This window comes from Mycobacterium sp. MAA66 (genome assembly GCF_041261665.1).
GTDB lineage: Bacteria > Actinomycetota > Actinomycetes > Mycobacteriales > Mycobacteriaceae > Mycobacterium.
Map to the genome: position 1 here is coordinate 101,582 of NZ_JBGCCC010000002.1, position 23,895 is coordinate 125,476.

Sequence of the window (23,895 nt, forward strand, 5' to 3'; positions counted from 1 at the left end):
TTACCGGCGGTTCAGGTCATCGGGCCCGAACGCGTCGGGCAATAGGTCGGCCAGCGACTTCGCGCCCGCCGGGTGATCGATCAGCATCGTCGGGCCGCCGTGCTCGAGCAGCACCTGACGACACCGCCCGCAGGGCATCAGCGCCCGCCCGGCACCGTCCACACACGCCAGCGCGAGCAACCGTCCGCCCCCGCTGACGTGTAGGGCACACGCCACAGCGCACTCGGCACAGAGACCCAGGCCATATGAGACATTCTCCACATTGCAGCCCACCACGATCCGGCCGTCGTCCACCAGGGCAGCCGCCCCCACCGGGTACTGCGAATAGGGCGCATAGGCCCCTCGCGATGCGTCAATTGCCTTGTCCCGCAATATTTTCCAGTCAATTTCCACGTTGGCTGACACCCCGCTTCCGACCCGCAATCAACGCCGCCCGTTGCCACCGAGGCGCGTCGAAAATTAATGTAGGCAAACCTAATTTTTGACGTTTGTTCCGCATTCAACGCACACGCTAGTTCTGACTGTGCGCCAATTGGGTTTAGAGTCGCCCCGAGGTTTGGGCTCGGCATGTGAAAAAGTTGCTGCCGAGCCATGCGTCCACCGACGGCGTTGGAGGTCGAAATGAGTACTGCGGCAGCTGCGGATTCCGCCATACCCGCCCCGCGATCATCACCACCGAAACGGCGGAGCCTGTATCGCGGCGACCCCGGCATGTGGTCCTGGGTACTGCACCGCATCACCGGCGCCACCATCTTCTTCTTCCTCTTGGTGCACGTACTGGACACAGCGCTGGTCCGGGTCAGCCCCGAGGCCTACACCGAGGTGATCAACACCTACAAGACGCCGCTGGTCGGGCTCATGGAGATGGGTCTGGTCGCCGCGCTGCTGTTCCACGCCCTCAACGGCGTGCGCGTCATCCTGATCGACTTCTGGCGGCAGGGCCCCAAGTATCAGCGGGTCATGCTCTGGACCATCCTGGCCATCTGGATCGCGGTGGTCATTGCCGCAGTGGGGATAGAAGGCATGCACATGGCTGATCACTTCGGGTGGTTCAAGTGAGCACGACGACTGATTCTGGCGCCGCCGAGGCGCGCCGCGCGGGCCGGCCGGCGCCGGTCTTGGAGCGCGAGTACGACCGCCCCGCCGCGCTCGATCACCCCCGGGCCCCCCGTCGCCCCCGTGGCATCCCCTACTTCGAGAAGTACGCCTGGCTGTTCATGCGCTTCTCCGGCGCCGCGCTGGTGCTGCTCGCCCTTGGCCACATCTTCATCGGCCTGATCTGGGACGGCGGCGTCTACCGGATCGACTTCAACTACGTCGCCGAGCGCTGGAAGCAGCCGTTCTGGCAGATCTGGGACATGGCCCTGCTGTGGCTGGCCCTGATCCACGGCGCCAACGGCATGCGCACCATCATCGGTGACTATGCCCGGAAGAACACCACCAAGTTCTGGCTGAACTCGGTTCTGCTGCTGGCCACCGGTTTCACCCTGGTGCTGGGCAGCTACGTGCTCGTCACCTTCGACGCGAACATCAAATAGGCATCCAGGGCGAGCGAAGCGACGGGATAAAAGGACTTCAGGATGATTCAGGAACATCGTTACGACGTCGTCATCGTCGGTGCCGGTGGCGCAGGGATGCGCGCCGCCGTCGAATCCGGTCCCCGGGTTCGCACCGCAGTGCTGACCAAGCTGTACCCGACGCGGTCGCACACCGGTGCGGCGCAGGGCGGCATGTGTGCGGCGCTGGCCAACGTCGAGGAAGACAACTGGGAGTGGCACACCTTCGACACCGTCAAGGGCGGCGATTACCTCGCCGACCAGGACGCCGTCGAGATCATGTGCAAGGAAGCCATCGACGCGGTCCTGGACCTCGAGAAGATGGGTATGCCCTTCAACCGGACCACCGAAGGCCGCATCGACCAGCGCCGGTTCGGCGGGCACACCCGCGACCACGGCAAGGCCCCGGTCCGGCGCGCCTGCTACGCCGCCGACCGCACCGGTCACATGATCCTGCAGACGCTGTACCAAAACTGCGTCAAGCACGACGTGCAGTTCTTCAACGAGTTCTACGCGCTCGACGTCGTCCTCACCGAGACCCCGGGCGGGCCGGTGGCCACCGGCGTCATCGCTTATGAGTTGGCCACCGGTGACATCCACATCTTCCACGCCAAGTCGATCGTGTTCGCCACTGGCGGGTCGGGCCGGATGTACAAGACCACGTCGAACGCTCACACGCTGACCGGCGACGGCCTGGGCATCATCTTCCGCAAGGGACTTCCCTTGGAGGACATGGAATTCCACCAGTTCCACCCGACAGGCCTGGCCGGCCTGGGCATCCTGATCTCCGAAGCCGTCCGCGGCGAGGGTGGTCGTCTGCTCAACGGCGAGGGCGAGCGTTTCATGGAGCGCTACGCACCGACCATCGTCGACCTGGCGCCGCGTGACATCGTGTCCCGCTCGATGGTGCTCGAGGTGCTGGAAGGCCGCGGCGCCGGACCGCACAAGGACTACGTGTACATCGACGTGCGGCACCTGGGCGCCGACGTGCTGGAGGCCAAGCTTCCAGACATCACCGAGTTCGCCCGCACCTACCTGGGCGTCGACCCGGTCACCGAACTGGTGCCTGTCTACCCGACCTGCCACTACGTCATGGGCGGCATCCCGACCACCATCAACGGTCAGGTACTGCGCGACAACGTCAACGTGGTGCCCGGCCTGTACGCCGCCGGAGAGTGCGCCTGCGTCTCGGTGCACGGCTCCAACCGCCTGGGCACCAACTCGCTGCTGGACATCAACGTGTTCGGTCGCCGCGCCGGCATCGCGGCTGCCGAGTACGCGCAGAACCACAACTACGTCGACCTGCCGGACAACCCGGCCGACATGGTCAACGGCTGGGTGGGCGACATCCTCTCCGAGCACGGCAACGAGCGGGTCGCCGACATCCGCGGCGCGCTGCAGCAGTCGATGGACAACAACGCCGCGGTGTTCCGCACCGAGGAGACCCTCAAGCAGGCGCTGACCGACATCCACGCGCTGAAGGAGCGGTACTCGCGAATCACGGTGCACGACAAGGGCAAGCGCTACAACAGCGACCTGCTCGAGGCCATCGAGCTGGGCTTCCTGCTGGAGCTGGCCGAGGTCACCGTCGTCGGTGCGCTGAACCGCAAGGAATCCCGTGGCGGTCACGCCCGCGAGGACTACCCGAACCGCGACGACGTCAACTACATGCGCCACACCATGGCCTACAAAGAAGGTTCTGATCTGTTGAGCGATATCCGGCTGGACTACAAGCCAGTGGTCCAGACCCGGTACGAGCCGAAGGAACGGAAGTACTGACATGAGTGCACCCGTGTTGGACAAGCCAGAAGCCGGCGACCCGCCGCTGCCCCCGGTGCCCGACGGCGCCGTGATGGTGACTCTGAAGATCGCCCGGTTCAACCCGGAGAACCCGGATGCTGCCGGCTGGCAGAGCTTCCGCGTGCCGTGTCTGCCCAGCGACCGGCTGCTGAACCTGCTGCTGTACGTGAAGGGTTACCTCGACGGCACGCTGACCTTCCGCCGGTCCTGCGCACACGGTGTGTGTGGCTCGGACGCCATGCGGATCAACGGGGTGAACCGCCTGGCCTGCAAAGTGCTGATGCGCGACCTGCTGCCGAAGAAGGCCGGCAAGGACCTGACCATCACCATCGAGCCCATCCGCGGCCTGCCCGTGGAGAAGGACCTGGTGGTGGACATGGAGCCGTTCTTCGACGCCTACCGCGCCGTCAAGCCGTTCCTGATCACCTCGGGCAACGCCCCGACCCGCGAGCGCATCCAGTCGCAGACCGACCGGGCCCGCTTCGACGACACCACCAAGTGCATCCTGTGCGCCTGCTGCACCACCAGCTGCCCGGTGTACTGGAGCGAGGGCTCGTACTTCGGCCCCGCGGCGATCGTCAACGCGCACCGGTTCATCTTCGACTCGCGTGACGAGGCGGCCGCCGAGCGCCTCGACATCCTCAACGAGGTCGACGGTGTGTGGCGCTGCCGCACCACCTTCAACTGCACCGAGGCCTGCCCGCGCGGCATCCAGGTGACCAAGGCGATCCAAGAAGTCAAGCGCGCCTTGATGTTTGCGCGCTAATTCCGCTCCCCCGAACATGAGCTTGTGTGCCAAATCCGGCAAGGTTTTGGCACACAAGCTCATTTTCGTTAGTAGGGGGCACCGGCAGCGCGCAAGGCGTCGCGGGCACGGGCTATGACCGTCGGGCCTCGGTACTTCAACAGGTTGGCGCCGACGCGGACCATCCGCCAGCCGAGATCCCGATATTCGACGTCCTGGTCGATGTCGCGAGTGCGCTGTCGTGGGTCCTGCCAATGTTGGATGCCGTCGTATTGCACGCCGACTTTCCATTCGAGCCAACCCATGTCGATACGTCCCACCAGGTACCGGCCGTCGAATACCTCGATCTGCGTATGCGTCGGCCGTATCCCCGCACTCGTCAACAACAGTCTGGTGCGGGTCTCCTGCGGTGATTCGGCGCCGTAGTCCGCCAACTCGAGTACTCGTCGCAGTTGAACCAACCCACGCGCACCACTGTGGGTATCGACAAGTGCCTGTACGTCAGGGAGTTTCAGCCGGGTGGCCTGGAGCAGCGCGTCCACTCGAATAACGGCGAGGGTCTGCCCTTTGCGACGGCCAAGATCGAAGGCCGTCCTGGCGGGTGTCGTGGCCCGAATCCCCCGGACCAGACAAATCTCTTCCTCGGCGAGCCGGTCGCTGTGCAAGACAACGCCGGCGTCCCCATGCAGGCTGGCTTGATTGAGTTCGGCAGGCTCGTGGTCGCCGATCCACCGCGATCCATGCAGCGCCGCTGCTGACAATCCGGCTGCCACACCACGCCGCCCCGACCACAACCAGGCCGCCACAGCCTTGTCGATAGGGGTGAGCTCGGCGCCACGCGGAACGTAAACGTCGCGATGGACCTGCTCGTAGTGGGTTCTCAGTTGATAGCGGTTGGCGGCGCCGGCCGCCCGCGCCTCGGAACCCAGGAAAGGCCAGTCACCTGCCATATGTATTTGGACGCCGCCCCGACGACCGCGGTTCCATCTGCACCGAACATGACCTTGTGTGCCAAAGCTGCCAAGGAATTGACACACAAGCTCATGTTCGGCGAGAAATCTCTAGGTATTTACTGGGACCCACGTTCCCGGTAAATTGGATCTCATGACGGTCCCCAACGCTGTGGAGCCCAGCTATCAGAACCTGTTGGACGTGTTGTCCGAAGGCTCCGTGCGACGCCGATTCGACCCCTATCTGGACATCGAGTGGGACGCGCCCGACATGCAGATGGACCCACACGATCCGCGGTGGGTGCTGTCCCCCCACATCGACCCGCTGGGCGCCACCGAGTGGTACCAGAGCCAGCCGCTGGCACGGCAGATCGAGATCGGCCGTTGGCGGACCCTCAACACCGTCAAGGTGGGTGCCGCCTTCGAGAGCATCCTGATCCGCGGGCTGATGGCGTTCATCATGAAGCTGCCCAACAACTCCCCCGAATTCCGGTACGCGCTGCACGAGATGACCGAAGAGTGCAACCACATCCAGATGTTCCAGGAGCTGGTCAACCGTTCCGGAACTGACGTGCCCGGCATGCGCAAGCTGTTCTTTCGGCTGTCGCCGTACATCGGCCTGGTCGGCCAGTACTCGCCGACGGCCTTCATGGCTGGCATCCTCGCCGGTGAAGAGCCGATCGATCACTTCCAGAAGGGCATGATCCGGGAGGGCGCCAACCTGCCGCCGGCGGTGCTGCGCACCATGCAGATCCACATCGCCGAGGAGGCCCGGCACATCTCGTGGGCCAACGAATTCCTCAAGACCCACATGGCAGACCGGTCGTGGCGGTTCAAAGCCTTCGCCACGGTGGCCTTCCCGCTGACGCTCCGCTGGTTGGCGCACGAGATCATGGCGTCGCCGAAGTCGTTCGGCAAGCAGTTCGACATCCCCGAAGAGGTGATGCGGCAAGCCTTCTGGCGCAGCCCGCATTCACGGAAGATCATGGCCGGCTTCTTCGACGAGACCCGCGCGCTGGCCGAGGAGATCGGCCTGATGAACCGTGTCGGCCGCTGGATGTGGAAGCGCTGCGGCATCGCCGGCGAGACGGCTCGCTACCGCAGCGCCCCCAACCGTGAGGCACAGCTGATCGCCTGATGCCCCACGTCATCACGCAGTCCTGCTGCAGCGACGCGTCCTGCGTGTACGCCTGTCCGGTCAACTGCATTCACCCCACGCCCGACGAGCCCGACTTCCACACCGCCGAGATGCTGTACATCGACCCGGTGGAATGTGTCGACTGCGGCGCATGTGTGACGGCCTGCCCGGTCGACGCCATCAAGCACGACGGTTCGCTGGACCCGACCGAGCGGGTCTTCCTCGAGCTCAACGCCGATTTCTACAAAGAGCCGCGGCCCCGGCCACTGCTGGCGCCGGTAGTGCCACCACTGCAGGTCCGGGCGCCAGGCGAACTGCGGGTAGCCATCGTCGGTTCCGGTCCGGCCGCCATGTACGCCGCCGACGAGGTGCTGACCATCCCGGCAGCCCGGGTCCGGATGTTCGAGCGCCTGCCCCAGCCGTATGGGCTGGCACGATTCGGCGTGGCGCCCGATCACCGGCGCACCCGGGCGGTGTCCCGCCAGTTCGATGCGATCGGCGCGAACCCGCGGCTGCAACTGCGCACCGGGGTGGAGGTCGGCACCGACATCACTCACCAGCAGCTGCTCGCCGACAACGACGCGGTCATCTACGCCGTCGGCGCGTCCGCGGACCGTCCGCTCGACGTTCCCCGAGCCGACCTGCCGGGCGTCACCTCGGCCACCCGGTTCGTGGCCTGGTACAACGGCCATCCCGACTTCGCGAGCTACACCTTCGATCTCTCCCAGTCCCGCGCCGTAGTCATCGGCAACGGCAACGTCGCACTCGATGTCGCCCGGATCCTGACCATGGGTGGTGATCTGCTGGCGGACACCGAGATCGCACCGTACGCATTGAACGCCTTGCGGCAGAGCAAGATTGAAGAAGTCGTGATCGTCGGCCGACGTGGGGTCGCGCAGTCGGCGTTCACCGTGCCTGAGCTCATCGGTCTGACGTCGACGCCCGGAGTCGACGTGCACATCGCCGACGAGGATCTGGCCTCGCTGCCCGCCACCGACCCGCGGGCCCGCATTCTGCGGGATGCGCCCCGACGCACAGGCAACCGCCGGATCGTGTTGGAGTATCTGCAGTCACCCACCGCGATCCTGGGTGACCAGGCCGTGCAGGGGGTGGAGTTCGCCCGCAACGAATTGGTGGCTGCCGCTGACGGCACGACACGGGTGAAGCCGACCGGGCAGCTGCACACCGTCAATGCCGGGCTGGTGCTGACCTCGATCGGTTATCGCGGGCTGCCGATCGGAGGATTGCCCTTCGACGACGGCACCATTCCCAACGATGCCGGCCGCGTCCGCGGTGTGCCGGCGACCTACGTGACCGGCTGGATCAAACGCGGGTCGACCGGCTTCATCGGCACCAACAAGTCCTGCGCACAGGAGACCGTGCGCAGCCTGGTGAGCGACTACAACTCGGGACTGCTGGCCTGACGGTTCGCCAACGCGGCAATCACCGCGGTCAAGGGTTCGTCCCGACTGACCTCGAAACCAATCGCCCGTGCGGCTCCGTCGAGGACATACCACGCGAAATCAGCCAAGTGCGCGACCATTTCGTCGCGGGTGTGCGTAGGTGCCGGGCTACGCACCCAAGTGAACAACGTCTCCTCGACCATGGTCACGATGGCCAACGGAACCAGCTTGAACGCGCTGTCGTCGACACCGATCGCCAAGGTGATCGCTGCGATGATGCCGTCGGCCCGTTCGATCATGCGCAGTTTCAGCTCGCCCACCGCGTCCAGCGTCGGGTCGCCCTCGAATGCCGGTCCGCTGCGCGCGAATTCGTTGAGCCTCGGGTGATCGATCATCCAGTCGGCGACTGATTCGATGGTGCGCGTCAGAATCTCCCGCAGTGAACCGTCGGTGATGTCGAGTTTGGTCGATAGGACGCCGCCGAAATCGTCGATCAGATATGACCGAACCCGCCGTTCGAGCTCTTCTTTTCCGGAGGTCTGTCGGTAGATCACCGACTTGGCTACGCCTGCGCGCTTGGCAATCGCCGCGACCGAGATGTCGGCGTCCGACGCGCTCTCCTCCAGCAACTCGATCATCGCCAAGAGGATCTGAGACCGTCGTTCGGTGTTGTGCTGCTCCCATCGCGCCTCGTAGCCACTCATCGACGTTGAGTTCGTGGCCACCGACATGGGTCCACGGTAGCCGTTGGGCGTCACGCCCTGTCACACTTCCGCGGGCCGCCTCGTCTAAGAGGTATGACACCCCGAATTGCACCCGTACCCCCTGACCAAGCCAGCCTGCTGACCCGGTTGATGTACCGCTACGCCAAGCGCCAGTTCGGCGAGGTGCCCGAGCCTTTCGCCGTCGCGGCCCACCACCCGCGGCTGCTGGTGGCCAACGCGGCACACGAGGGGCTGCTGCAGAGCGGATCGAAGAAACTCCCCGCCAGCGTCCGTGACCTCGCGGTGTTCTGGACCGCACGCACCGTCGGCTGCTCGTGGTGCGTCGACTTCGGCACCATGCTGATGCGCCTGGAGAGCCTGGACACCGAGCGGCTCAAGCACATAGACGGTTACGCCACCTCTGAGCTCTTCTCCGACGACGAGCGCGCGGCCATCGCCTATGCCAACGCGATGACCACCGACCCGCACACCATCACCGACGAACAGGTGGATGACCTCAAGCACCGATTCGGCGACGACGGCGTCATCGAGCTGACGTACCAGATCGGCGTGGAGAACATGCGCTCCCGGATGTACGCGGCGCTGGGCATCACCGAGCAGGGCTTCAGTTCGGGTGACACCTGCCGGGTGCCGTGGGCTCAGTGATCGCGCGGAGCTGGAATCACGGTGCGACAGAGTGGTAGAACACGTTATAGAACTGGCGGCCCCGGGTCGCTGAAACTACCTGCTCACCGAGGAAACATCCATGCATTGGTACACCGGCAACACGTTCTATGATTCCGTGCTGACCGCGGCCTTCGCGTTTGCCGCATTCGTGATCATCGGCGGCTTCTTCGCGCAGAGCTCGTACGGGCGCTTTTCGACGACGAAACTCGGCTTGAACCTCAACCCGAAGCTCGGCTGGTGGCTGATGGAGATCCCGGCGACCGTCGTGTTCTTGATCAGCTACCTGGCCGGGCCACACCGATTCGAGCCGACGTCCCTGGTCTTGGCCGGAATCTGGCTGCTGCACTACGCCAACCGAGGTTGGTTCTTCCCGCTCGCGATCCGCCAGGCCCCCGGCAAGCGCGGCACCTTCAACGTCTCGGTGATCGTGATGGGCATGCTCGTCACGTCCATGCACGGCTACCTCAACGGAACCCTGTTCAGCCACGACTTCTTCGGGCAGTACACCACCGCTTGGTTGACCGATCCGCGTTTCCTGGTGGGGTTGGCGGTCTACCTGTGCGGATTCGCGCTGCTGGTCAACTCCGAATCGATCGTGCGGAACCTGCGCGAGAAGGGCAGCCCCGGGGTCGCGTCTGCGGAGTACCGGATCCCGTTCGGTGGCGGGTTCCGGTTCATCACCAGCCCGGCCTACCTCGGCGAGATGATCGCCTGGTCCGGGTTCGCGCTGCTGACCTGGGCACTGCCCGGCGTTGCCATCTTGCTGATCACCGCCGGCAATCTGGTTCCCCGGGCGCTGGGCACCCACAGCTGGTATCAGGAGAAGTTCCCCGAGTACCCCACCGACCGCAGGGCGCTGATCCCCTACGTGTTGTGAGGCCACAGCGGCGAGCCGCTAATCAGGCCGCAGCGGCGAGCCGCTAATCAGACCGCAGCGGCGAGCCGCTAATCAGGCCACGGCGGCGAGCCGCTAATCACTTCGAAGTGGTGAGGCAGTGAACTTGTCCGGGTTGGCGATATCCCACACCGCGACGACCATGCCGTCGCGCACGGTCATCGCGGTAACCCGCGGCAGCAGCTCCGGATAGCCGTCGCGGGCCGGGGTCCCTGAGGTGTACCCGCCCAGTTCACCGTTGACCAGCGCCAGCTGCGTCGCCGAAAGCCATTGCGGCCCATAACGTCTGGCCAGACCGAACAGGAAGCGTGCCACTTTCTCGGCGCCGACGATGGTGCGCGGTGCGGTGGGCGCCCGGCGGTTGGAATCGCCGGTGAACGTCGCCTCGGGATGCAGTAGCTCGATGACCGCGGTCAGGTCCGCACTGGCCATGGCCGCCATCAACTTGCCGACCACCTCGTTATGCGACGGATCTGCCGGCGGGGCGGCCGCCACCGCCCGACGCGCCCGCGAAGCCAGTTGCCGCGCACCGGCTTCCGTCACCCCGAGCACGTCGGCAATCTCGCCGAACGGCACCGTGAAGCCGTCGTGCAGGACGAAAGCAACCCGTTGATCGGGGGTCAACTTGTCCAGCACCACCATGGCGACGAACCGAGCATCCTCACCGGCCACCAGCGCGGTCAACGGATCGGCGGCATCGAATCCGGTGACCACCGGCTCGGGCAGCCACTCGCCGTAGTACGCCTCGCGACGGTGGGTGGCCGATCGCAGCCGGTCCAGTCCCAAACGGCTGACCACGGTGGTCAACCAGGCCCGCAGGTCCGCCACGTCGGCGTCAGTGGCATGCCAGCGCAACCAGGCGTCCTGCACGATGTCTTCGGCGTCGGCGTAGATGCCGGTGAGGCGGTACGCGACGGACAACAGATGCGGCCGCAGCTGCTCGAACTCATCCAGGCCGGCGATGGTCACCCCTCCAACCTACGACCCGAATCCGGCTATCGAACCCGCAGCCGCGGGTACCGTCAGTGCGTGCCGAACAAGCCATCCATCAGCCCGGTCCGCTGGACTCCGCCCCCGGTCGACCCACTGCCCGACTTCGGCCCGGCTGAGCTGACCATCGTGCCGATGCCGGGCGACGCACCCGAAGACGTCGTGGTCGACGCCGATGGCCGGCTGTGGACCGGCCTGGTCGACGGCCGCATCGTGCGGGTAACCCCGGATGGCACAACGGAAGTGGTCGCCGACACCGGCGGCCGCCCACTGGGACTGCACGTGGCCCGCGATGGCCGGCTGTTGATCTGCGACAGTCACCGAGGGCTGCTGGCCATGGACCGTGGCACCGGCGTCCTGGAGACCCTGGTGACCCATATCGACGGCAGACCACTCAAGTTCTGCTCCAATGTCACCGAAACCGATGACGGCACAATCTATTTCACCGAGTCGACCAGCGCGTTCCACTATGAACACTTCCGGGCCGCAGTCCTGGAGGCCCGCGGCAACGGTGGCCTGTTCAAACTGACTCCCGACGGCACCCTCACCACCGTGCGAGATGACCTGTACTTCGCCAACGGTGTGACACCCACCGACGACGCGCTGGTGTTCGCCGAGACGCAGGGCCGCCGACTGTCCAAGTACTGGTTGTCCGGGCCGCAGGCCGGTACCGTCACCCCGCTCGCCACCAACCTGCCCGGCATGCCCGACAACATCTCCACCGGCGCGGACGGCCGGATCTGGGTGGCACTGGTCTGCCCGGTGAACGCCGCCGCGGAGTTCCTCGCCCCGCGTTCGCCGCTGCTGCGCCAACTGGTGTGGCGCCTGCCCGAAGCACTGCAGCCCAAGATGCCCGACGAGGTATGGGCGGTGGCCTTTGATCCGGCCAGTGGAGCGGCGGTGGCAGGTCTGCGCCTCACGCACCCGCAATTCGGTCAGGTCACCGGGTTGGTCGAGCACGACGGCCGGCTGTGGATGAGCTCCATCGGGCATCCTGCACTGGCACATTGCGCAATCCCAGCCGCCGAACGGGCCGGATAGCGGGAAAACACCGCAATCCCCACGCTCGACACCAGGACCGGCGCACGCGACGCAAATCACCCACGCAACATCAACCCCACCAGCCACAGCGCGGCAACCTGGAATCCACGCTCGAGTCGCCTAGTCTGGCCACACCATGGCGACCATCAGAACCACGGCACACCGCGCTGCAGTGCTGGCAGCGGCGTTTTTTCTGGCATCAGCGCCGACGCTGGCGAACGCCGAGCCGGCCGCTCCGCCCGAGGCCGACAGCTGCCCGTACCGGGTGAACACGCCGCCGGCCATCGACCAGTCCGAGGTACCCAAGGCCGGCGATCCGCCCGCTCCCCTGCCCGTGCCGGCCACCCCGCTCGGTGGCGACCTGATGTCCGGTTGCGGCGCGATCGCCGCCCCCGACATGCCCCCACTGCCCGGTGACGTCTCGGCCGACGGCTGGCTGTTGGCCGACCTGGACAGCGGCGACATCATCGCCGCCAAGGACCCCCACGGCCGGTTCCGCCCAGCCAGCATCATCAAAGTGCTGATCGCCACCCAGTCGCTGCGCGAGCTGCCGCTGAACAAGATCGTCACCGGCACCGCCGACGACGCCGCAGCCGAAGGCACCCGCGTGGGTGTAGACGTCGGCGGTAAGTACACGGTCAACGACCTACTGCACGGGCTGCTGATGCACTCCGGCAACGACGCGGCACACGCGCTGGCCATGCAGGTCGGCGGCATGGACGCCGCCCTGACCAAGATCAATGACCTGGCTTCCAAGCTCGGCGGCCGCGATACCCGGGTGGCCACCCCGTCCGGTCTGGACGGGCCGGGCATGAGCACCTCGCCCTACGACATCGGACTGTTCTACCGATTCGCTTGGCAGAACCCGACTTTCGCGAGCATCGTGGCCACCCAGAAGTTCACCTTCCCCGGGCACCCGGCCAAGCCGGGCGAGCCGGACGATCACCCGCCGTACGACCTGGAGAACGACAACCGGCTGCTCTACAACTACCCCGGCGCGCTCGGCGGCAAGACCGGCTACACCGATGACGCCGGACAGACCTTCGTCGGCGCAGCCGACCGCGACGGCCGCCGCCTGGTGGCGATCCTGCTGCACGGCACCCGCGTCCCCGACGCACCCTGGGAGCAGGCGGCCCACCTGCTGGACTACGGCTTCGCGACCCCGCCTGGCACCAAGGTCGGCACCCTCATCGAGCCCGATCCGTCGCTGACCATCGCCAAACCCGCCGCACAAAATGCAGCGGCCCAGCAAGCCGCCATGGGTACGTCCGACGCCGACAGCACGCCCGTCCGAGTGGGCGTGGGTGTGGTCGGCACCTTGGTGGTGTTCTCACTGATCATGGGCGCCCGCTCGGTCAACCGCCGGCCCGAACACTCCATCCGATAGCACCGAATGGGTTGGGCCCACCTGCCGCGTGGTGTATGCCAGTGTCAGCACCATCGAGCGGAGGATCACCCGTGGGCCGAACCACACATTTGGGCACCCTGGTCGCCGTGACCGCGGCGAGCATCGGCGTCATCTATGGCTACGACCTGTCAAACATCGCCGGGGCCTTGCTGTTCATCACCGACGAATTCAGATTGAGCACGCACCAACAGGAATTGGTGACCACCGCCGTGGTGATCGGCCAGCTCGCCGGCGCCATCGGGGCCGGCGCCCTGGCCAATCGGATCGGCCGCAAGAACTCGATGGTGGTGGTCGCCTTCACCTACGCCGCATTCGCCTTGTTCAGCGCCTTCGCCCCGACCGTGCCGATACTGCTGACGGCACGGTTGCTGCTCGGCCTGACCATCGGCGTATCGATCGTTGTGGTGCCGGTGTTCGTCGCCGAGTCGGCGCCTGCGGCCATCCGCGGGCGCTTGCTGGTGGCCTACCAGGTGGCCACCGTAGCCGGTATCATCATCGGTTATCTGACTGCGTATTCGCTTGCCGGCAGCCATGATTGGCGGATGATGCTGGGCCTGGCCGCGATACCCGCGGTGCTGGTCGGGTTGATGCTGCTGAAGATGCCCGACACCGCGCGTTGGTATGTGCTGAAAGGTCACGACGACGACGCGCGGCGTGTACTGCGACAGGTGACTCCGGACGCCACCGAGGCCGACGTCGAAGCCGAACTGTCCGAGATCCGGGCCGCGCTGACCGCCGAGAGCGGCGGATCGTGGCGCGACATGGTCCGGCCACCGTATCTGCGGGCCACCATTTTCGTTGTGGCCCTGGGCTTTTTCATCCAGATCACCGGTATCAACGCAGTGGTGTATTACAGCCCAAGGCTTTTCGAGGCCATGGGCTACACCGGAAATTTCGCCCTGCTGGTACTGCCGGCGCTCATCCAGGTGGCCGCGCTGGTCGCGGTGGTGGTGTCGCTGCTGCTGGTCGACCGGATGGGCCGGCGGCCAATCCTGTTGGGCGGCATCGCCATGATGATCACCGCCAATGCCATTCTGATCGGTGTGTTCGCCGGCGGGCTGACCAACCACACCCTGGGTTTCCTCGGCGTGCTGCTGTTCACCGTCGGGTTCACGTTCGGATTCGGTGCGCTGGTGTGGGTCTATGCCGGCGAGAGTTTCCCGTCGCAATTGCGGTCACTCGGGTCGAGCACCATGCTGACCTCTGATCTGGTGGCCAACGCCATCGTCGGTGCGTTCTTCCTGACCATGCTCAATTCCCTTGGCGGAACGGGCACCTTCGCGGTGTTCGGGGCACTGGCGGTGGTCGCATTCGGGTTCGTGTACCGGTTCGCCCCAGAAACCCGGGGCCGGCAACTGGAAGACATCCGGCACTTCTGGGAGCACGACGGCAGCTGGCCCGAACCCGCCACCACGTCATGACCGTCATCACCGCTTCGATCGCCGTGCTGGGCGACACCGTCACTCGACCGGCGTGGCTGCAGATCGCCGACGGCCGGATCTTGTCCTGTGGTACCGGCGCTCCGCCGCACGCGGCTGACTTCGACTTCCCGGATTGTGTTGTGGTGCCGGGATTTGTGGACATGCATGTGCACGGCGGCGGCGGATTCTCCTATGACACCGGCGACGGAGCCGCGAAGGCCGCCGCCTTCCACCGCGACCACGGCACCACCACCACATTGGCCAGCCTGGTCACCGCATCGCCGACGGATCTGCTGGAACAGGTACGGGTGCTCGCCGACGCCACCCGCGAGGGCGTGATCGCCGGCATCCACCTCGAAGGACCCTGGCTCAGCGAAACCCGCTGCGGGGCGCATGATGTCACCCAACTGCGCGAGCCGGATCCGACCGAGCTCGACGCCGTCCTGGCCGCCGGAGACGGCACCATCAAGATGGTCACCATCGCCCCGGAACTGCCCGGCGCCGACGTCGCAATCGAACGACTGGTGGACGCCGGAGTCATTGTCGCAGTGGGCCATACCGATGCCAGCTACGAGCAGACCAAACGCGCGGTGCGAATGGGCGCCACGGTCGGCACCCATGTGTTCAACGCGATGCGGCCGCTGCACCATCGCGATCCGGGACCGGCCCTGGCCCTGCTCGAGGACCCGCGTGTCACCGTCGAATTGATCGCCGACGGAGTGCATGTACATCCCGCGCTGGTGCATCAGGTGGCGCTGACCGCAGGCGCCGATCGAGTCGCACTCATCACTGATGCGATGGCCGCCGCCGGCCTGGGCGATGGATCATTTCGCCTCGGGCCGTTGGATGTTGAGGTCACCGGTTCGGTGGCCCGGGCCCGCGGGCGATCCACCATCGCCGGTAGCACCGCGACCATGGATGCGCTGTTCCGCACCGCGGCAACGGGTTTGGAGCCATCGTCAGATGACGCACTGCGCCACGCGGTCGCAATGACGGCAACGACTCCCGCGCGCGCACTGGGCTTGCCCGGCGTCGGTGTCTTGCGCCCGGGCGCGGCAGCCGATCTGCTGGTCCTCGACCGTGAGCTTCAGGTCAGCGCGGTGATGGCGGCCGGAGCGTGGCAGGGCCGATAGCGGGCGGCCCTTCGTCAGGGGTGGTTATTCCGCACGCTCGCCGTGCCAATCCGAGCGACCGATACGGTGGACGGCACGGCACCCAAACCAGGGAGGGAATGTGGCTGCTCCGTCGGCATTCAAATGGCCGCAAGCTCGCGACTGTGGTCCGCACGCACGGATACGCAACGGACTCAGGCGAACCACCGGCTTCGACTTGTTTCCCACCGATGACGTGGTCGAAGGCTACGCCGAGTTGCTCACCGCCGGCGACCCGGTGGCCGAACGCTTCGTCGCCGAGACCTTCCTGGGCCCGATGGGCCCGGAACAGTCCCGCGCGCTGCTGAACAAAGCACTGGAGGTCGGCATCGACCAGGTGCCCGAAGCACCGGAATCCATGCGCACACTGTTCACCGAATTCGAAAAGGTCCCCGACTGGGTGGACCCCGAGCTGATCGAGCAGGGCGCCGCGGTGTGGCGACGCTGGGGTTACGCACTGGGTGCCGTCGGCAACGCGGGAACCCTGGATACCTACACCGAAGCGTCGCTGGCCGTCCCGCTGTCGTTGTCGGGCGGCTATGCCGGTGACTCGGCCCTGAACCGCTACCTGGAGACCACCAAGTGGTGGATCGAGGTGTGCCGGCCCGGCGCGGCCCTGACCCCCGGCTCACTGGGGCGACGTATCTCGCTACAGGTCCGGGTCATGCACGTCAGCGTCCGACAACGGGTGGCCGATCATCCCGAATGGGACAGCGGTGTGTGGGGTCTGCCGATCAGCCAGGCGGAGATGATGCTGACCCTGCTGGGCGGCAGCGTCGGCCCAGCACTCGGACTGTTCGGACTGGGCTACCTGACCTCGCCACAAGAGATCCGGGCAACCATGCATTTCAATCGCTATCTCGGGCATCTGGTCGGGGTGCGCTCGGAGGTCTTCCCCGAAACCGTCGCCGACGGCGTGCGGATGCTGTTTCTGTTCGACGCCACGCGGGCGCATGACTCTGGATCTGCGGGCACCGAGCTGGTCGAGTCGTTTGTGCCGGCCTTCGCGCCACGCCCGGATCAGACTGGGCTGCAACGCTTGCGCGCCCAGCTGCACCTGCACGTCCAGGCCGGCTACACCCGGTTGTTCATGCTGCCGTGGAATCGCCGGCACTACCGGTTGCCGTCCGCCGTGCTCGGGCTGACGCTACTGCTGCTCCGGGCGCCGTTGATCGCTCTGTTGGAAATCGCGAGGCGCATCAGCCCCGCGGTCGACCATGCCTGGCAACGACATTCGGTGCGGTCCTGGGAGCGCTGGCAGCGCTGGGCCGCCCAGCGCAAGCCCGAGCAGTACAACGCGACGAACCCGTTGCGCCGCTAGCGCCCGCGGAAGAGCCTCGAAAGTGCGACTCCACCAAGCAGACCCGCGGCAGCCCCGATTGCGGCACTGCCCGCATCGACACCGTCGCTCGCATGGTGGCGGGTGGTGATCAGCGCGGGTCCGGGCGGCGCGACAGGTACCTCCACATGGTTGTCCTTCGACGTCGCGGCCCAGGCTGTGGAGAACAGCAGCAGGCGGGCGGTGATGAACGCGAACACCATGAGGCCGAGGATCGGGCCGAAGGTTGCACCGGCCGGGCCGTGCACGACCGATCGCAGATAGATCGAGGCAACTTGCTTGAAGATCTCGAAGCCCACCGCGGCGATCAGCGCCGCGCGCGCCGAACTGCGCAGGCTCACCGACTCTCGCGGCAGCCGGGCGATGATCCAGGTGAACAACAACCACGCCACCAGGAAGGACACCACCAGGGACGCAATACCCAGGACGTCGCCCAGCCCCGGCACGTGCCCAAGACCCAGCCAGTTGACCACCCTCGTCATCAGTGCCGGGTCGCCGAGGACGGTCAGCGCGATGGTGATGGCCAGGGCGATGAAGGTGGAGACCAGCGCGAACAGGTCGGACAGTTTGGAGTGGACAAACCCGGGCGGCTCGCTCTGCTGTTCCCACATCTCGGTCAGCGCCTTACGCAGATTGGCCATCCACCCGAGGCCGGCCCACGCCGCGGTGAGCAGACCGATGACGCCCACGGTGCCGCGTGAGTTGATCGCCGAATCCATCAACCCGACCAGCTGGTGCCCGAAATCCCCGGATACCGCGCCGCGGATCCGATCCTCGACGTCAGCCATCAGCGCAGGCCGACTGGCCAGCACGAATCCACCGGCGGCGAACCCGACCATGAGCAGCGGGAACAGTGCGAAAACCGTGTAGTAGGTGATGCCGGCGGCGAAGAAATCGCCGTTGCAGTACTGATAGCGCTCCTGCGCCGTCATGACCCGGTCAAACCATGGCAATCTTTGCCGTAACCGGTCGACGATCCCCGGCTTGTCCGGCTCGGTGCTGTCCCCCACTGTTCCCCCGCAGTCCCTAGATGTTTGCCGAAATCCTAAAGCAGCGCGGCGTCAGGGGCGTCGGGGCAGAAACCCGATCCGGTCGTTGACCCGTTGCAGGGTGCGGTTGGCGACTTCGCCGGCCCGCGCGGCTCCGGCCGCCAACACCGACTCCAGCTCGGCCGGGTCGGCCAGCAGCTCGTCGACCCGTGCCTTGATCGGGGTGACGTACTCGACCACGGCCTCGGCGGTTTCCTTCTTCAGGTCGCCGTATCCGCGTCCCTCGTACCCGGCCACCAGGGCATCGATGGCCGTACCGGTTACCGCTGACTGGATGGTCAGCAGGTTGGAGATGCCCGGCTTGGCCTCCTGATCGAAACGGATCTCGCGTTCGCTGTCGGTGACGGCCGACCGAATCTTCTTGGCGCTCTTGGCCGGATCGTCGAGCAGGTTGATCAGGCCGGCGTCCGTGGCCGCGGACTTGCTCATCTTGGCACTGGGGTCCTGCAGGTCGTAGATCTTGGCGGTGGCCTTCGGGATCATCGGCTCGGGCACCACGAAGGTGTCCGGGAATCGGCCGTTGATCCGCTGCGCGAGGTCGCGGGCCAGCTCCAGGTGCTGGCGCTGGTCCTCCCCGACCGGCACCAGGTCGGTGTCGTAGAGCAGGATGTCGGCGGCCATCAGCACCGGGTAGGTGAACAACCCGATCGTGGTGGCGTCAGCCCCCTGCTTGGTCGACTTGTCCTTGAACTGCGTCATCCGCGAGGCCTGCCCGAAGCCGGTGAAGCAACCCAGCACCCAGGCCAGCTGGCTGTGTTCGGCCACATGGCTCTGCACGAACACGGTGCTGCGGGCGGGATCGATGCCCAGGGCGAGGTACTGCGCTGCGGTCACCAGGGTGCGACGACGCAGCGTCTCGGGGTCCTGCGGGACGGTGATGGCGTGCAGGTCGACGACGCAGAAGTAGGCGTCGTAGCCGTCCTGCAGCCGGGCCCAGTTCTGCACCGCCCCCAACGCGTTGCCCAGGTGCAGGGAATCAGAGGTGGGTTGCGCCCCGGAGAAGACGACGCGCTTGTCGCTGTTGCTCATGATGCCGTCGATTTTCGCACCGGCGTCATCCGGGTTTTCCCGGGGCCAGACGCTATGGCCGAGACAGCCGGGCCAACACCCGCAGGAAGACGCCGCGCTCCTCGGCGGTGAGGTCGCCGAGCCACCGCTCTTCGCCGCGCTGAATGTCGTCCTGCACGGCGTCTTTGAGCTTGCGGCCGGCCTTCGTGATGGCCAGCAGCCGGACCCGGCGATCCTCCGGATCAGGGGTGCGCTCGATGTATCCGTTGTCCTGCAACTCGTCGAGCGTCCGGATGATTCGGGTCTTGTCCGCACCGATCGCCTCCGCCAGCGCGACCTGCGATCGCATCGGCGTATGGTCGAGCGCCAACAGGACGATGTACCCCCACATTGTCACGCCGTGTGCATCGAGCACCGGCGCTTCGGCGGCGATCAGCTCGCGCAGCAGCGGCGCCAACATGGCAGCCAGGTCGGAGCGCCGGTTCTGTGCCATCCACCAATAATAAGCATTGCCATATCGTATGTACATGCCTACGATATGGCCATGAGCTCACCCTTCGCAGATCTGCTGGCCTTGCACCGCACCGCGGTACTGGCCTCCGTCGACGTCGTCAACACCGTCGGAACCAGCGATCTCAACCGCGAAACCCCCTGCACCGGATGGAATCTCGGAGACCTGCTGGCACACATGACAGTGCAGCACCGGGGCTTCGCGGCGGCCGCCCACGGCGCCGGAGGCGATCTGGCGATCTGGAACCCCGACACCGTCCGCAACGTCGTCGTCAGCGATCCCGCCGGCGCCTACGCCGACGCCGCCCAGGCCGTGCTGGACGCCTTCGCCAACGCCAACCCGCAGTTCAGCCTCCCCGAGCTCGGCGCCAACTTCCCCGCCGAGGCCGCCGTGGGCTTCCACTTCATCGACTATGTGGTGCACGGCTGGGACGTGGCCGCCACCATGGGCCTGCCCTACAGCCTGCCCGACAACCTCACCGAGACCGCACTGGGCGTGGCCCAGATCGTGCCGGACGGTGAATTCCGCACCATGGCCAACGCGCCGTTCGGCCCGGTCCAGAATGGCGCGGCGACAAACGATTTCGAGCGCCTACTGCGGCACCTGGGCCGCAATCCCGAATGGAAGCCTCAGGCCGATCCTTCGTAGTGCACCGTGACCGGCGCATGGTCGGACCACCGTAGGGCGTATGCCTCGGCCCGTTCGACCCGCGCCGCCACTGCCCGGGGCGCCAGCTTGGCGTTGGCCAGGTGATAGTCGATGCGCCAGCCCGCGTCGTTGTCGAAAGCCTTGCCCCGCCACGACCACCAGCTGTACGGACCGGGGATATCCGGGTGTAGCTCACGCACCACGTCGGTCCAGCCCGAAGCCATCAATTCAGCCAGCCACTGCCGCTCACTGGGCAGGAATCCGGACTTCTTGACGTTGTTCTTCCACGCCTTGATGTCGAGCTCGCAGGCCGCGATGTTCCAGTCCCCGCACACCGCCACACCTCGGCGCTTGCGGCTCAGTTCGGCCATCCGGGTCGCCAACGCCGCCATGAAGCGTTCCTTCTCCACCTGCTTGTCGGTCTCGGCCTCGCCGGTCGGCACGTAGACGCTGGCCACTGTGACGTCGGCGGTGTCAGCCTCCAGATACCGCCCGTGCGAAGCGAATTCGTCGTCCAAACCGATCCGCACCGCGGCGATCGGCGTGCGCGACAGCACCGCGACCCCGTTGCGGCCCTTCATGTGCGGTTCGGCCGACGCCAGGTGCCAGCCGGCGTCCAGAGCGGGTGCCAGCGCCTCGGTGAGCTGGGCGTCGTCCGCCCGGGTCTCCTGCAGGCACACCACATCCGAGCTGGTGTCCCCCAGCCACGGCAGCAGTCCGAGGTTCTCCGCCGAGCGTTCCTTGACCGCGGCGCGGATGCCGTTGACGTTGATGGTGGTGACGATCACTTACGTGCCTTTCAACGCCGAACGTGGGCCTATGCGCGAGAAATCGACGAAATCTCGCACACAAGCCCACGTTCGGGCTCGATCAGAATGCAGCGAGCGCGGCATTCAAGGTCGTGCTGGGCCGCATCACCGCCGCGGTCTTCTCCGGATCGGGTGCGTAGTAACCACCAATGTCGGCCGGATGCCCTTGCGCCGCAGCCAATTCGGCGACGATCTTGGCCTCGTTGTCGGCCAGTGTCTTGGCCAGTGGCGCGAACTTGGCCGCCAGCTCGGCGTCCTCGTTCTGCTCGGCCAGCGCCTGCGCCCAGTACATGGCCAGGTAGAACTGGCTGCCCCGGTTGTCCAGCTCGCCGGTACGCCGCGACGGAGACTTGTTCTCGTCCAACAGCTTTCCGGTCGCGGCATCCAGCGTGGTGGCCAGCAGCAGCGCTCGCGCGTCGTTGGTCTTGTTGCCCAGGTCATCCAGGCTGGCACCGAGGGCCAGGAACTCACCGAGCGAATCCCAGCGCAGGTGGTTCTCCTCGACCAGCTGCTGCACGTGCTTGGGCGCGCTGCCACCGGCACCGGTCTCGTACAGGCCACCGCCGGCCATCAGCGGCACGATCGAGAGCATCTTGGCGCTGGTGCCCAGTTCCAGGATCGGGAACAGGTCGGTCAGGTAGTCACGCAGGATGTTGCCGGTGGCGGCGATGGTGTCCTGACCACGCATCACCCGCTCGATGGTGTGCCGCATGGCACGCTCCTGCGACATGACCGAGATGTCCAGGCCCTCGGTGAAGTGATCGGGCAGGTACGCCGCCACCTTCTTGCGCAGTTCGTTCTCATGTGGACGCTCCTGGTCCAGCCAGAACACCACGGGCATACCGGAATTGCGGGCCCGGGTGACGGCCAGCTTGACCCAGTCGCGGATGGGCGCGTCCTTGACGATCGGCATGCGCCAGATGTCGCCCTCTTCGACGGCCTGGGTAAGCAGGACCTCACCGTTGTCGATGTCGACGATGTTGGCGACGCCGTCCTCGGGGATCTCGAAGGTCTTGTCGTGCGACCCGTACTCCTCGGCCTTCTGCGCCATCAGACCCACGTTGGGAACGGTGCCCATGGTGGTCGGGTCGAACTGGCCGTGGGTTTTACAGAAGTTGATCATCTCCTGGTAGATCCGCGAGAAGGTCGACTCCGGGTTGACCGCCTTGGTGTCCTTGAGCTTTCCGTCGGCGCCGTACATCTTGCCGCCGAGGCGGATCATCGCCGGCATCGACGCGTCGACGATGACGTCCGACGGTGAATGGAAGTTCGAGATGCCGCGGGCCGAATCGACCATGGCCAACTCCGGCCGGTGCTCATGGCACTTGTGCAGATCGTCGACGATCTCGTCGTGCAGTGACTTGGGCAGCGACTCGATCTTGTCGTACAGGTCCGACAGGCCGTTGTTGACGTTGACGCCCAGGTCGTCGAACAGCTTCTGGTGCTTGGCGAACGCGTCCTTGTAGAAGATCTTCACCGCGTGCCCGAACACGATCGGGTGGCTGACCTTCATCATCGTCGCCTTGACATGCAGGGAGAACATCACGCCGGTCTTGTAGGCGTCCTCGATCTGTTCTTCGTAGAACTCGATGAGCGCCTTCTTGCTCATGAACATGCTGTCGATCACGTCGCCCGCGTCCAGCTTCACTTCGGGCTTGAGCACGATCGTCTGGCCGGATGTGGTTTCCAGCACCATCTTGACCCTGTGCGCCGCATCCACCGTCAGCGACTTCTCACCGTGGTAGAAGTCACCCTTCTTCATGGTGGCCACGTGGGTACGCGAAGCCTGCGACCAATCACCCATGCTGTGCGGGTGCTTGCGGGCGTACTCCTTGACCGCCTTGGGGGCGCGCCGGTCCGAGTTGCCTTCGCGCAGCACCGGGTTCACCGCACTGCCCAGGCACTTGCCGTAACGCTCCTTGAGCGCCTTCTCCTCGTCGGTCTTCGGGTCACCCGGGTAGTCGGGCAGGTTGTAGCCCTTGTCCTTGAGCTCCTTGATGGCGGCCGCCAACTGCGGCACCGAGGCGCTGATGTTGGGCAACTTGATGATGTTGGTATCCGGGGACTGGGTCAGCCGGCCCAGCTCGGCCAGGTTGTCCTGAACCTTCTGCTCGTCGGTCAGGTAGTCGCTGAACTCGGCCAGGATGCGGGCCGCCACCGAGATGTCACTGGTCTGCACATCGATACCGGCCGCGCCGGCGAAGGCGCGGACGACCGGTAGGAAGGCATACGTCGCGAGCAGCGGCGCCTCGTCGGTCAATGTGTAGATGATGGATGGTTTCTGGCCACTCATGGTCACTCTCCCGGCGTCACGGACGGTCACGTACAAGCACAAAATCTATGTCGCTTTCCGCATCTACACGCGGCTACCAATGGGGCGACGAGTACGAAGTTACCCGTGACGGGGCTTACAAATTCCGGTGGTCCCACCTGCAGCCACTGAGCGGGACGCTCAGCAACCAACTGGCAGGTCCTCCCGATGGTGAGATACGCTCGCTATCGGTCATGAGCGCCAGCATCAAGCCCCGGCTTGCTGGCCGGCAACCCTCCATCCGCGGTGGGGTGCCCCGGGAGACGACCAGGTTGAGTAGCCGCACACGGCGGCTACACGGCAAGCGCGGGTCCGCCATCACGGGCCCCTG

General features: G+C 65.9%; 23 protein-coding genes and 1 riboswitch. Of the genes, 14 read left to right on the plus strand and 9 right to left on the minus strand.

What is annotated here, in order from left to right:
* Window positions 1-393, minus strand: coding sequence for a cytidine deaminase (locus tag ABIA30_RS06980; RefSeq protein ID WP_370063559.1), 393 nt, complete (start codon window positions 391-393; stop codon window positions 1-3).
* A 228-nt stretch (window positions 394-621) separates the two neighbouring features.
* Here ABIA30_RS06980 and sdhC point away from each other — a divergent pair, with 228 nt between their 5' ends.
* The 4 genes from sdhC to ABIA30_RS07000 are packed head-to-tail and all read left to right on the plus strand — an operon-like array spanning window position 622 to window position 4,122.
* Window positions 622-1,059: a succinate dehydrogenase, cytochrome b556 subunit gene (sdhC, locus tag ABIA30_RS06985; RefSeq protein ID WP_370063561.1), complete on the plus strand. Its 438-nt coding sequence runs from the start codon at window positions 622-624 to the stop codon at window positions 1,057-1,059.
* Window positions 1,056-1,538 carry a succinate dehydrogenase hydrophobic membrane anchor subunit gene (locus ABIA30_RS06990; RefSeq protein ID WP_370063563.1) on the plus strand — a complete coding sequence of 161 codons (483 nt, stop codon included), beginning with the start codon at window positions 1,056-1,058 and terminating at the stop codon, window positions 1,536-1,538. Before sdhC ends, ABIA30_RS06990 begins: the two co-directional genes overlap by 4 nt.
* Window positions 1,539-1,580: 42 nt before the next feature.
* Window positions 1,581-3,335: a succinate dehydrogenase flavoprotein subunit gene (gene sdhA, locus ABIA30_RS06995; protein ID WP_370063565.1), complete on the plus strand. Its 1,755-nt coding sequence runs from the start codon at window positions 1,581-1,583 to the stop codon at window positions 3,333-3,335.
* A gap of 1 nt (window position 3,336) precedes the next feature.
* Window positions 3,337-4,122: a succinate dehydrogenase iron-sulfur subunit gene (locus tag ABIA30_RS07000; protein WP_370063567.1), complete on the plus strand. Its 786-nt coding sequence runs from the start codon at window positions 3,337-3,339 to the stop codon at window positions 4,120-4,122.
* A 68-nt stretch (window positions 4,123-4,190) separates the two neighbouring features.
* On the opposite strand, the gene ABIA30_RS07005 is transcribed toward ABIA30_RS07000, so the two are convergent.
* On the minus strand, window positions 4,191-5,051 hold the full coding sequence (locus ABIA30_RS07005; RefSeq protein ID WP_370063569.1) for a hypothetical protein: 861 nt from the start codon (window positions 5,049-5,051) through the stop codon (window positions 4,191-4,193).
* A gap of 145 nt (window positions 5,052-5,196) precedes the next feature.
* On the opposite strand from ABIA30_RS07005, the gene ABIA30_RS07010 reads away from it, so the two are divergent.
* The gene (locus ABIA30_RS07010; protein ID WP_370063571.1) at window positions 5,197-6,189 is read left to right on the plus strand and encodes a diiron oxygenase; all 993 of its coding nucleotides are present in this window, start codon (window positions 5,197-5,199) and stop codon (window positions 6,187-6,189) included.
* Window positions 6,189-7,613, plus strand: a complete 1,425-nt coding sequence (locus ABIA30_RS07015; protein ID WP_370063573.1) for an FAD-dependent oxidoreductase — start codon at window positions 6,189-6,191, stop codon at window positions 7,611-7,613. The genes ABIA30_RS07010 and ABIA30_RS07015 overlap by 1 nt, the downstream gene beginning before the upstream one ends.
* Here the strand turns inward: ABIA30_RS07015 and ABIA30_RS07020 are convergent.
* On the minus strand, window positions 7,589-8,323 hold the full coding sequence (locus ABIA30_RS07020; RefSeq protein WP_370063575.1) for a TetR/AcrR family transcriptional regulator: 735 nt from the start codon (window positions 8,321-8,323) through the stop codon (window positions 7,589-7,591). The genes ABIA30_RS07015 and ABIA30_RS07020 overlap by 25 nt on opposite strands.
* A 66-nt stretch (window positions 8,324-8,389) precedes the next feature.
* Between ABIA30_RS07020 and ABIA30_RS07025 the strand changes: the two genes are divergently transcribed.
* Together ABIA30_RS07025 and ABIA30_RS07030 are read left to right on the plus strand one after the other, a co-directional pair.
* Window positions 8,390-8,962 (plus strand): carboxymuconolactone decarboxylase family protein, encoded by a 573-nt coding sequence (locus ABIA30_RS07025; protein ID WP_370063577.1) that lies wholly within the window; start codon window positions 8,390-8,392, stop codon window positions 8,960-8,962.
* A 100-nt stretch (window positions 8,963-9,062) separates the two neighbouring features.
* A complete protein-coding gene (locus ABIA30_RS07030; protein WP_370063579.1) occupies window positions 9,063-9,860 on the plus strand; it encodes a 3-oxo-5-alpha-steroid 4-dehydrogenase in 798 nt (265 codons plus the stop codon).
* Window positions 9,861-9,953: 93 nt separating this feature from the next.
* Here the strand turns inward: ABIA30_RS07030 and ABIA30_RS07035 are convergent, their stop codons facing one another.
* Window positions 9,954-10,847, minus strand: coding sequence for a sigma-70 family RNA polymerase sigma factor (locus ABIA30_RS07035; protein WP_370063581.1), 894 nt, complete (start codon window positions 10,845-10,847; stop codon window positions 9,954-9,956).
* Between the two features lie 60 nt (window positions 10,848-10,907).
* Between ABIA30_RS07035 and ABIA30_RS07040 the strand changes: the two genes are divergently transcribed.
* The 5 genes from ABIA30_RS07040 (at window position 10,908) to ABIA30_RS07060 (ending at window position 17,210) form a co-directional block, all read left to right on the plus strand.
* The gene (locus ABIA30_RS07040; protein ID WP_370063583.1) at window positions 10,908-11,909 is read left to right on the plus strand and encodes an SMP-30/gluconolactonase/LRE family protein; all 1,002 of its coding nucleotides are present in this window, start codon (window positions 10,908-10,910) and stop codon (window positions 11,907-11,909) included.
* Window positions 11,910-12,045: 136 nt separating this feature from the next.
* On the plus strand, window positions 12,046-13,296 hold the full coding sequence (locus ABIA30_RS07045) for a D-alanyl-D-alanine carboxypeptidase family protein (protein WP_370063585.1): 1,251 nt from the start codon (window positions 12,046-12,048) through the stop codon (window positions 13,294-13,296).
* 71 nt (window positions 13,297-13,367) lie between these two features.
* On the plus strand, window positions 13,368-14,738 hold the full coding sequence (locus ABIA30_RS07050; RefSeq protein ID WP_370063587.1) for a sugar porter family MFS transporter: 1,371 nt from the start codon (window positions 13,368-13,370) through the stop codon (window positions 14,736-14,738).
* Entirely contained in the window at window positions 14,735-15,871 is a 1,137-nt protein-coding gene (nagA, locus tag ABIA30_RS07055; protein ID WP_370063589.1) for an N-acetylglucosamine-6-phosphate deacetylase, read from the plus strand. Before ABIA30_RS07050 ends, nagA begins: the two co-directional genes overlap by 4 nt.
* Before the next feature lie 100 nt (window positions 15,872-15,971).
* Window positions 15,972-17,210, plus strand: coding sequence for an oxygenase MpaB family protein (locus tag ABIA30_RS07060; protein WP_370063591.1), 1,239 nt, complete (start codon window positions 15,972-15,974; stop codon window positions 17,208-17,210).
* Here the strand turns inward: ABIA30_RS07060 and yhjD are convergent.
* The 3 genes from yhjD to ABIA30_RS07075 are packed head-to-tail and all read right to left on the minus strand — an operon-like array spanning window position 17,207 to window position 19,778.
* Entirely contained in the window at window positions 17,207-18,238 is a 1,032-nt protein-coding gene (gene yhjD / locus ABIA30_RS07065; RefSeq protein WP_370063593.1) for an inner membrane protein YhjD, read from the minus strand. The genes ABIA30_RS07060 and yhjD overlap by 4 nt on opposite strands.
* A 51-nt stretch (window positions 18,239-18,289) precedes the next feature.
* Complete coding sequence (gene trpS / locus ABIA30_RS07070; RefSeq protein ID WP_370063595.1) at window positions 18,290-19,306, minus strand: tryptophan--tRNA ligase; 1,017 nt, start codon at window positions 19,304-19,306, stop codon at window positions 18,290-18,292.
* A 52-nt stretch (window positions 19,307-19,358) separates the two neighbouring features.
* Window positions 19,359-19,778 (minus strand): MarR family winged helix-turn-helix transcriptional regulator, encoded by a 420-nt coding sequence (locus ABIA30_RS07075; RefSeq protein WP_370063597.1) that lies wholly within the window; start codon window positions 19,776-19,778, stop codon window positions 19,359-19,361.
* A gap of 51 nt (window positions 19,779-19,829) precedes the next feature.
* Here ABIA30_RS07075 and ABIA30_RS07080 point away from each other — a divergent pair, with 51 nt between their 5' ends.
* Entirely contained in the window at window positions 19,830-20,444 is a 615-nt protein-coding gene (locus ABIA30_RS07080) for a TIGR03086 family metal-binding protein (RefSeq protein ID WP_370063599.1), read from the plus strand.
* On the opposite strand, the gene ABIA30_RS07085 is transcribed toward ABIA30_RS07080, so the two are convergent.
* Together ABIA30_RS07085 and ABIA30_RS07090 are read right to left on the minus strand one after the other, a co-directional pair.
* Window positions 20,426-21,232: an exodeoxyribonuclease III gene (locus tag ABIA30_RS07085; RefSeq protein WP_370063601.1), complete on the minus strand. Its 807-nt coding sequence runs from the start codon at window positions 21,230-21,232 to the stop codon at window positions 20,426-20,428. The two genes, ABIA30_RS07080 and ABIA30_RS07085, sit on opposite strands and share 19 nt — an antisense overlap.
* Window positions 21,233-21,314: 82 nt before the next feature.
* Window positions 21,315-23,546: an NADP-dependent isocitrate dehydrogenase gene (locus tag ABIA30_RS07090; RefSeq protein WP_370063603.1), complete on the minus strand. Its 2,232-nt coding sequence runs from the start codon at window positions 23,544-23,546 to the stop codon at window positions 21,315-21,317.
* Window positions 23,547-23,754: 208 nt separating this feature from the next.
* Window positions 23,755-23,877, plus strand: a riboswitch (SAM riboswitch).
* The last annotated feature ends 18 nt before the right edge of the window (window positions 23,878-23,895 follow it).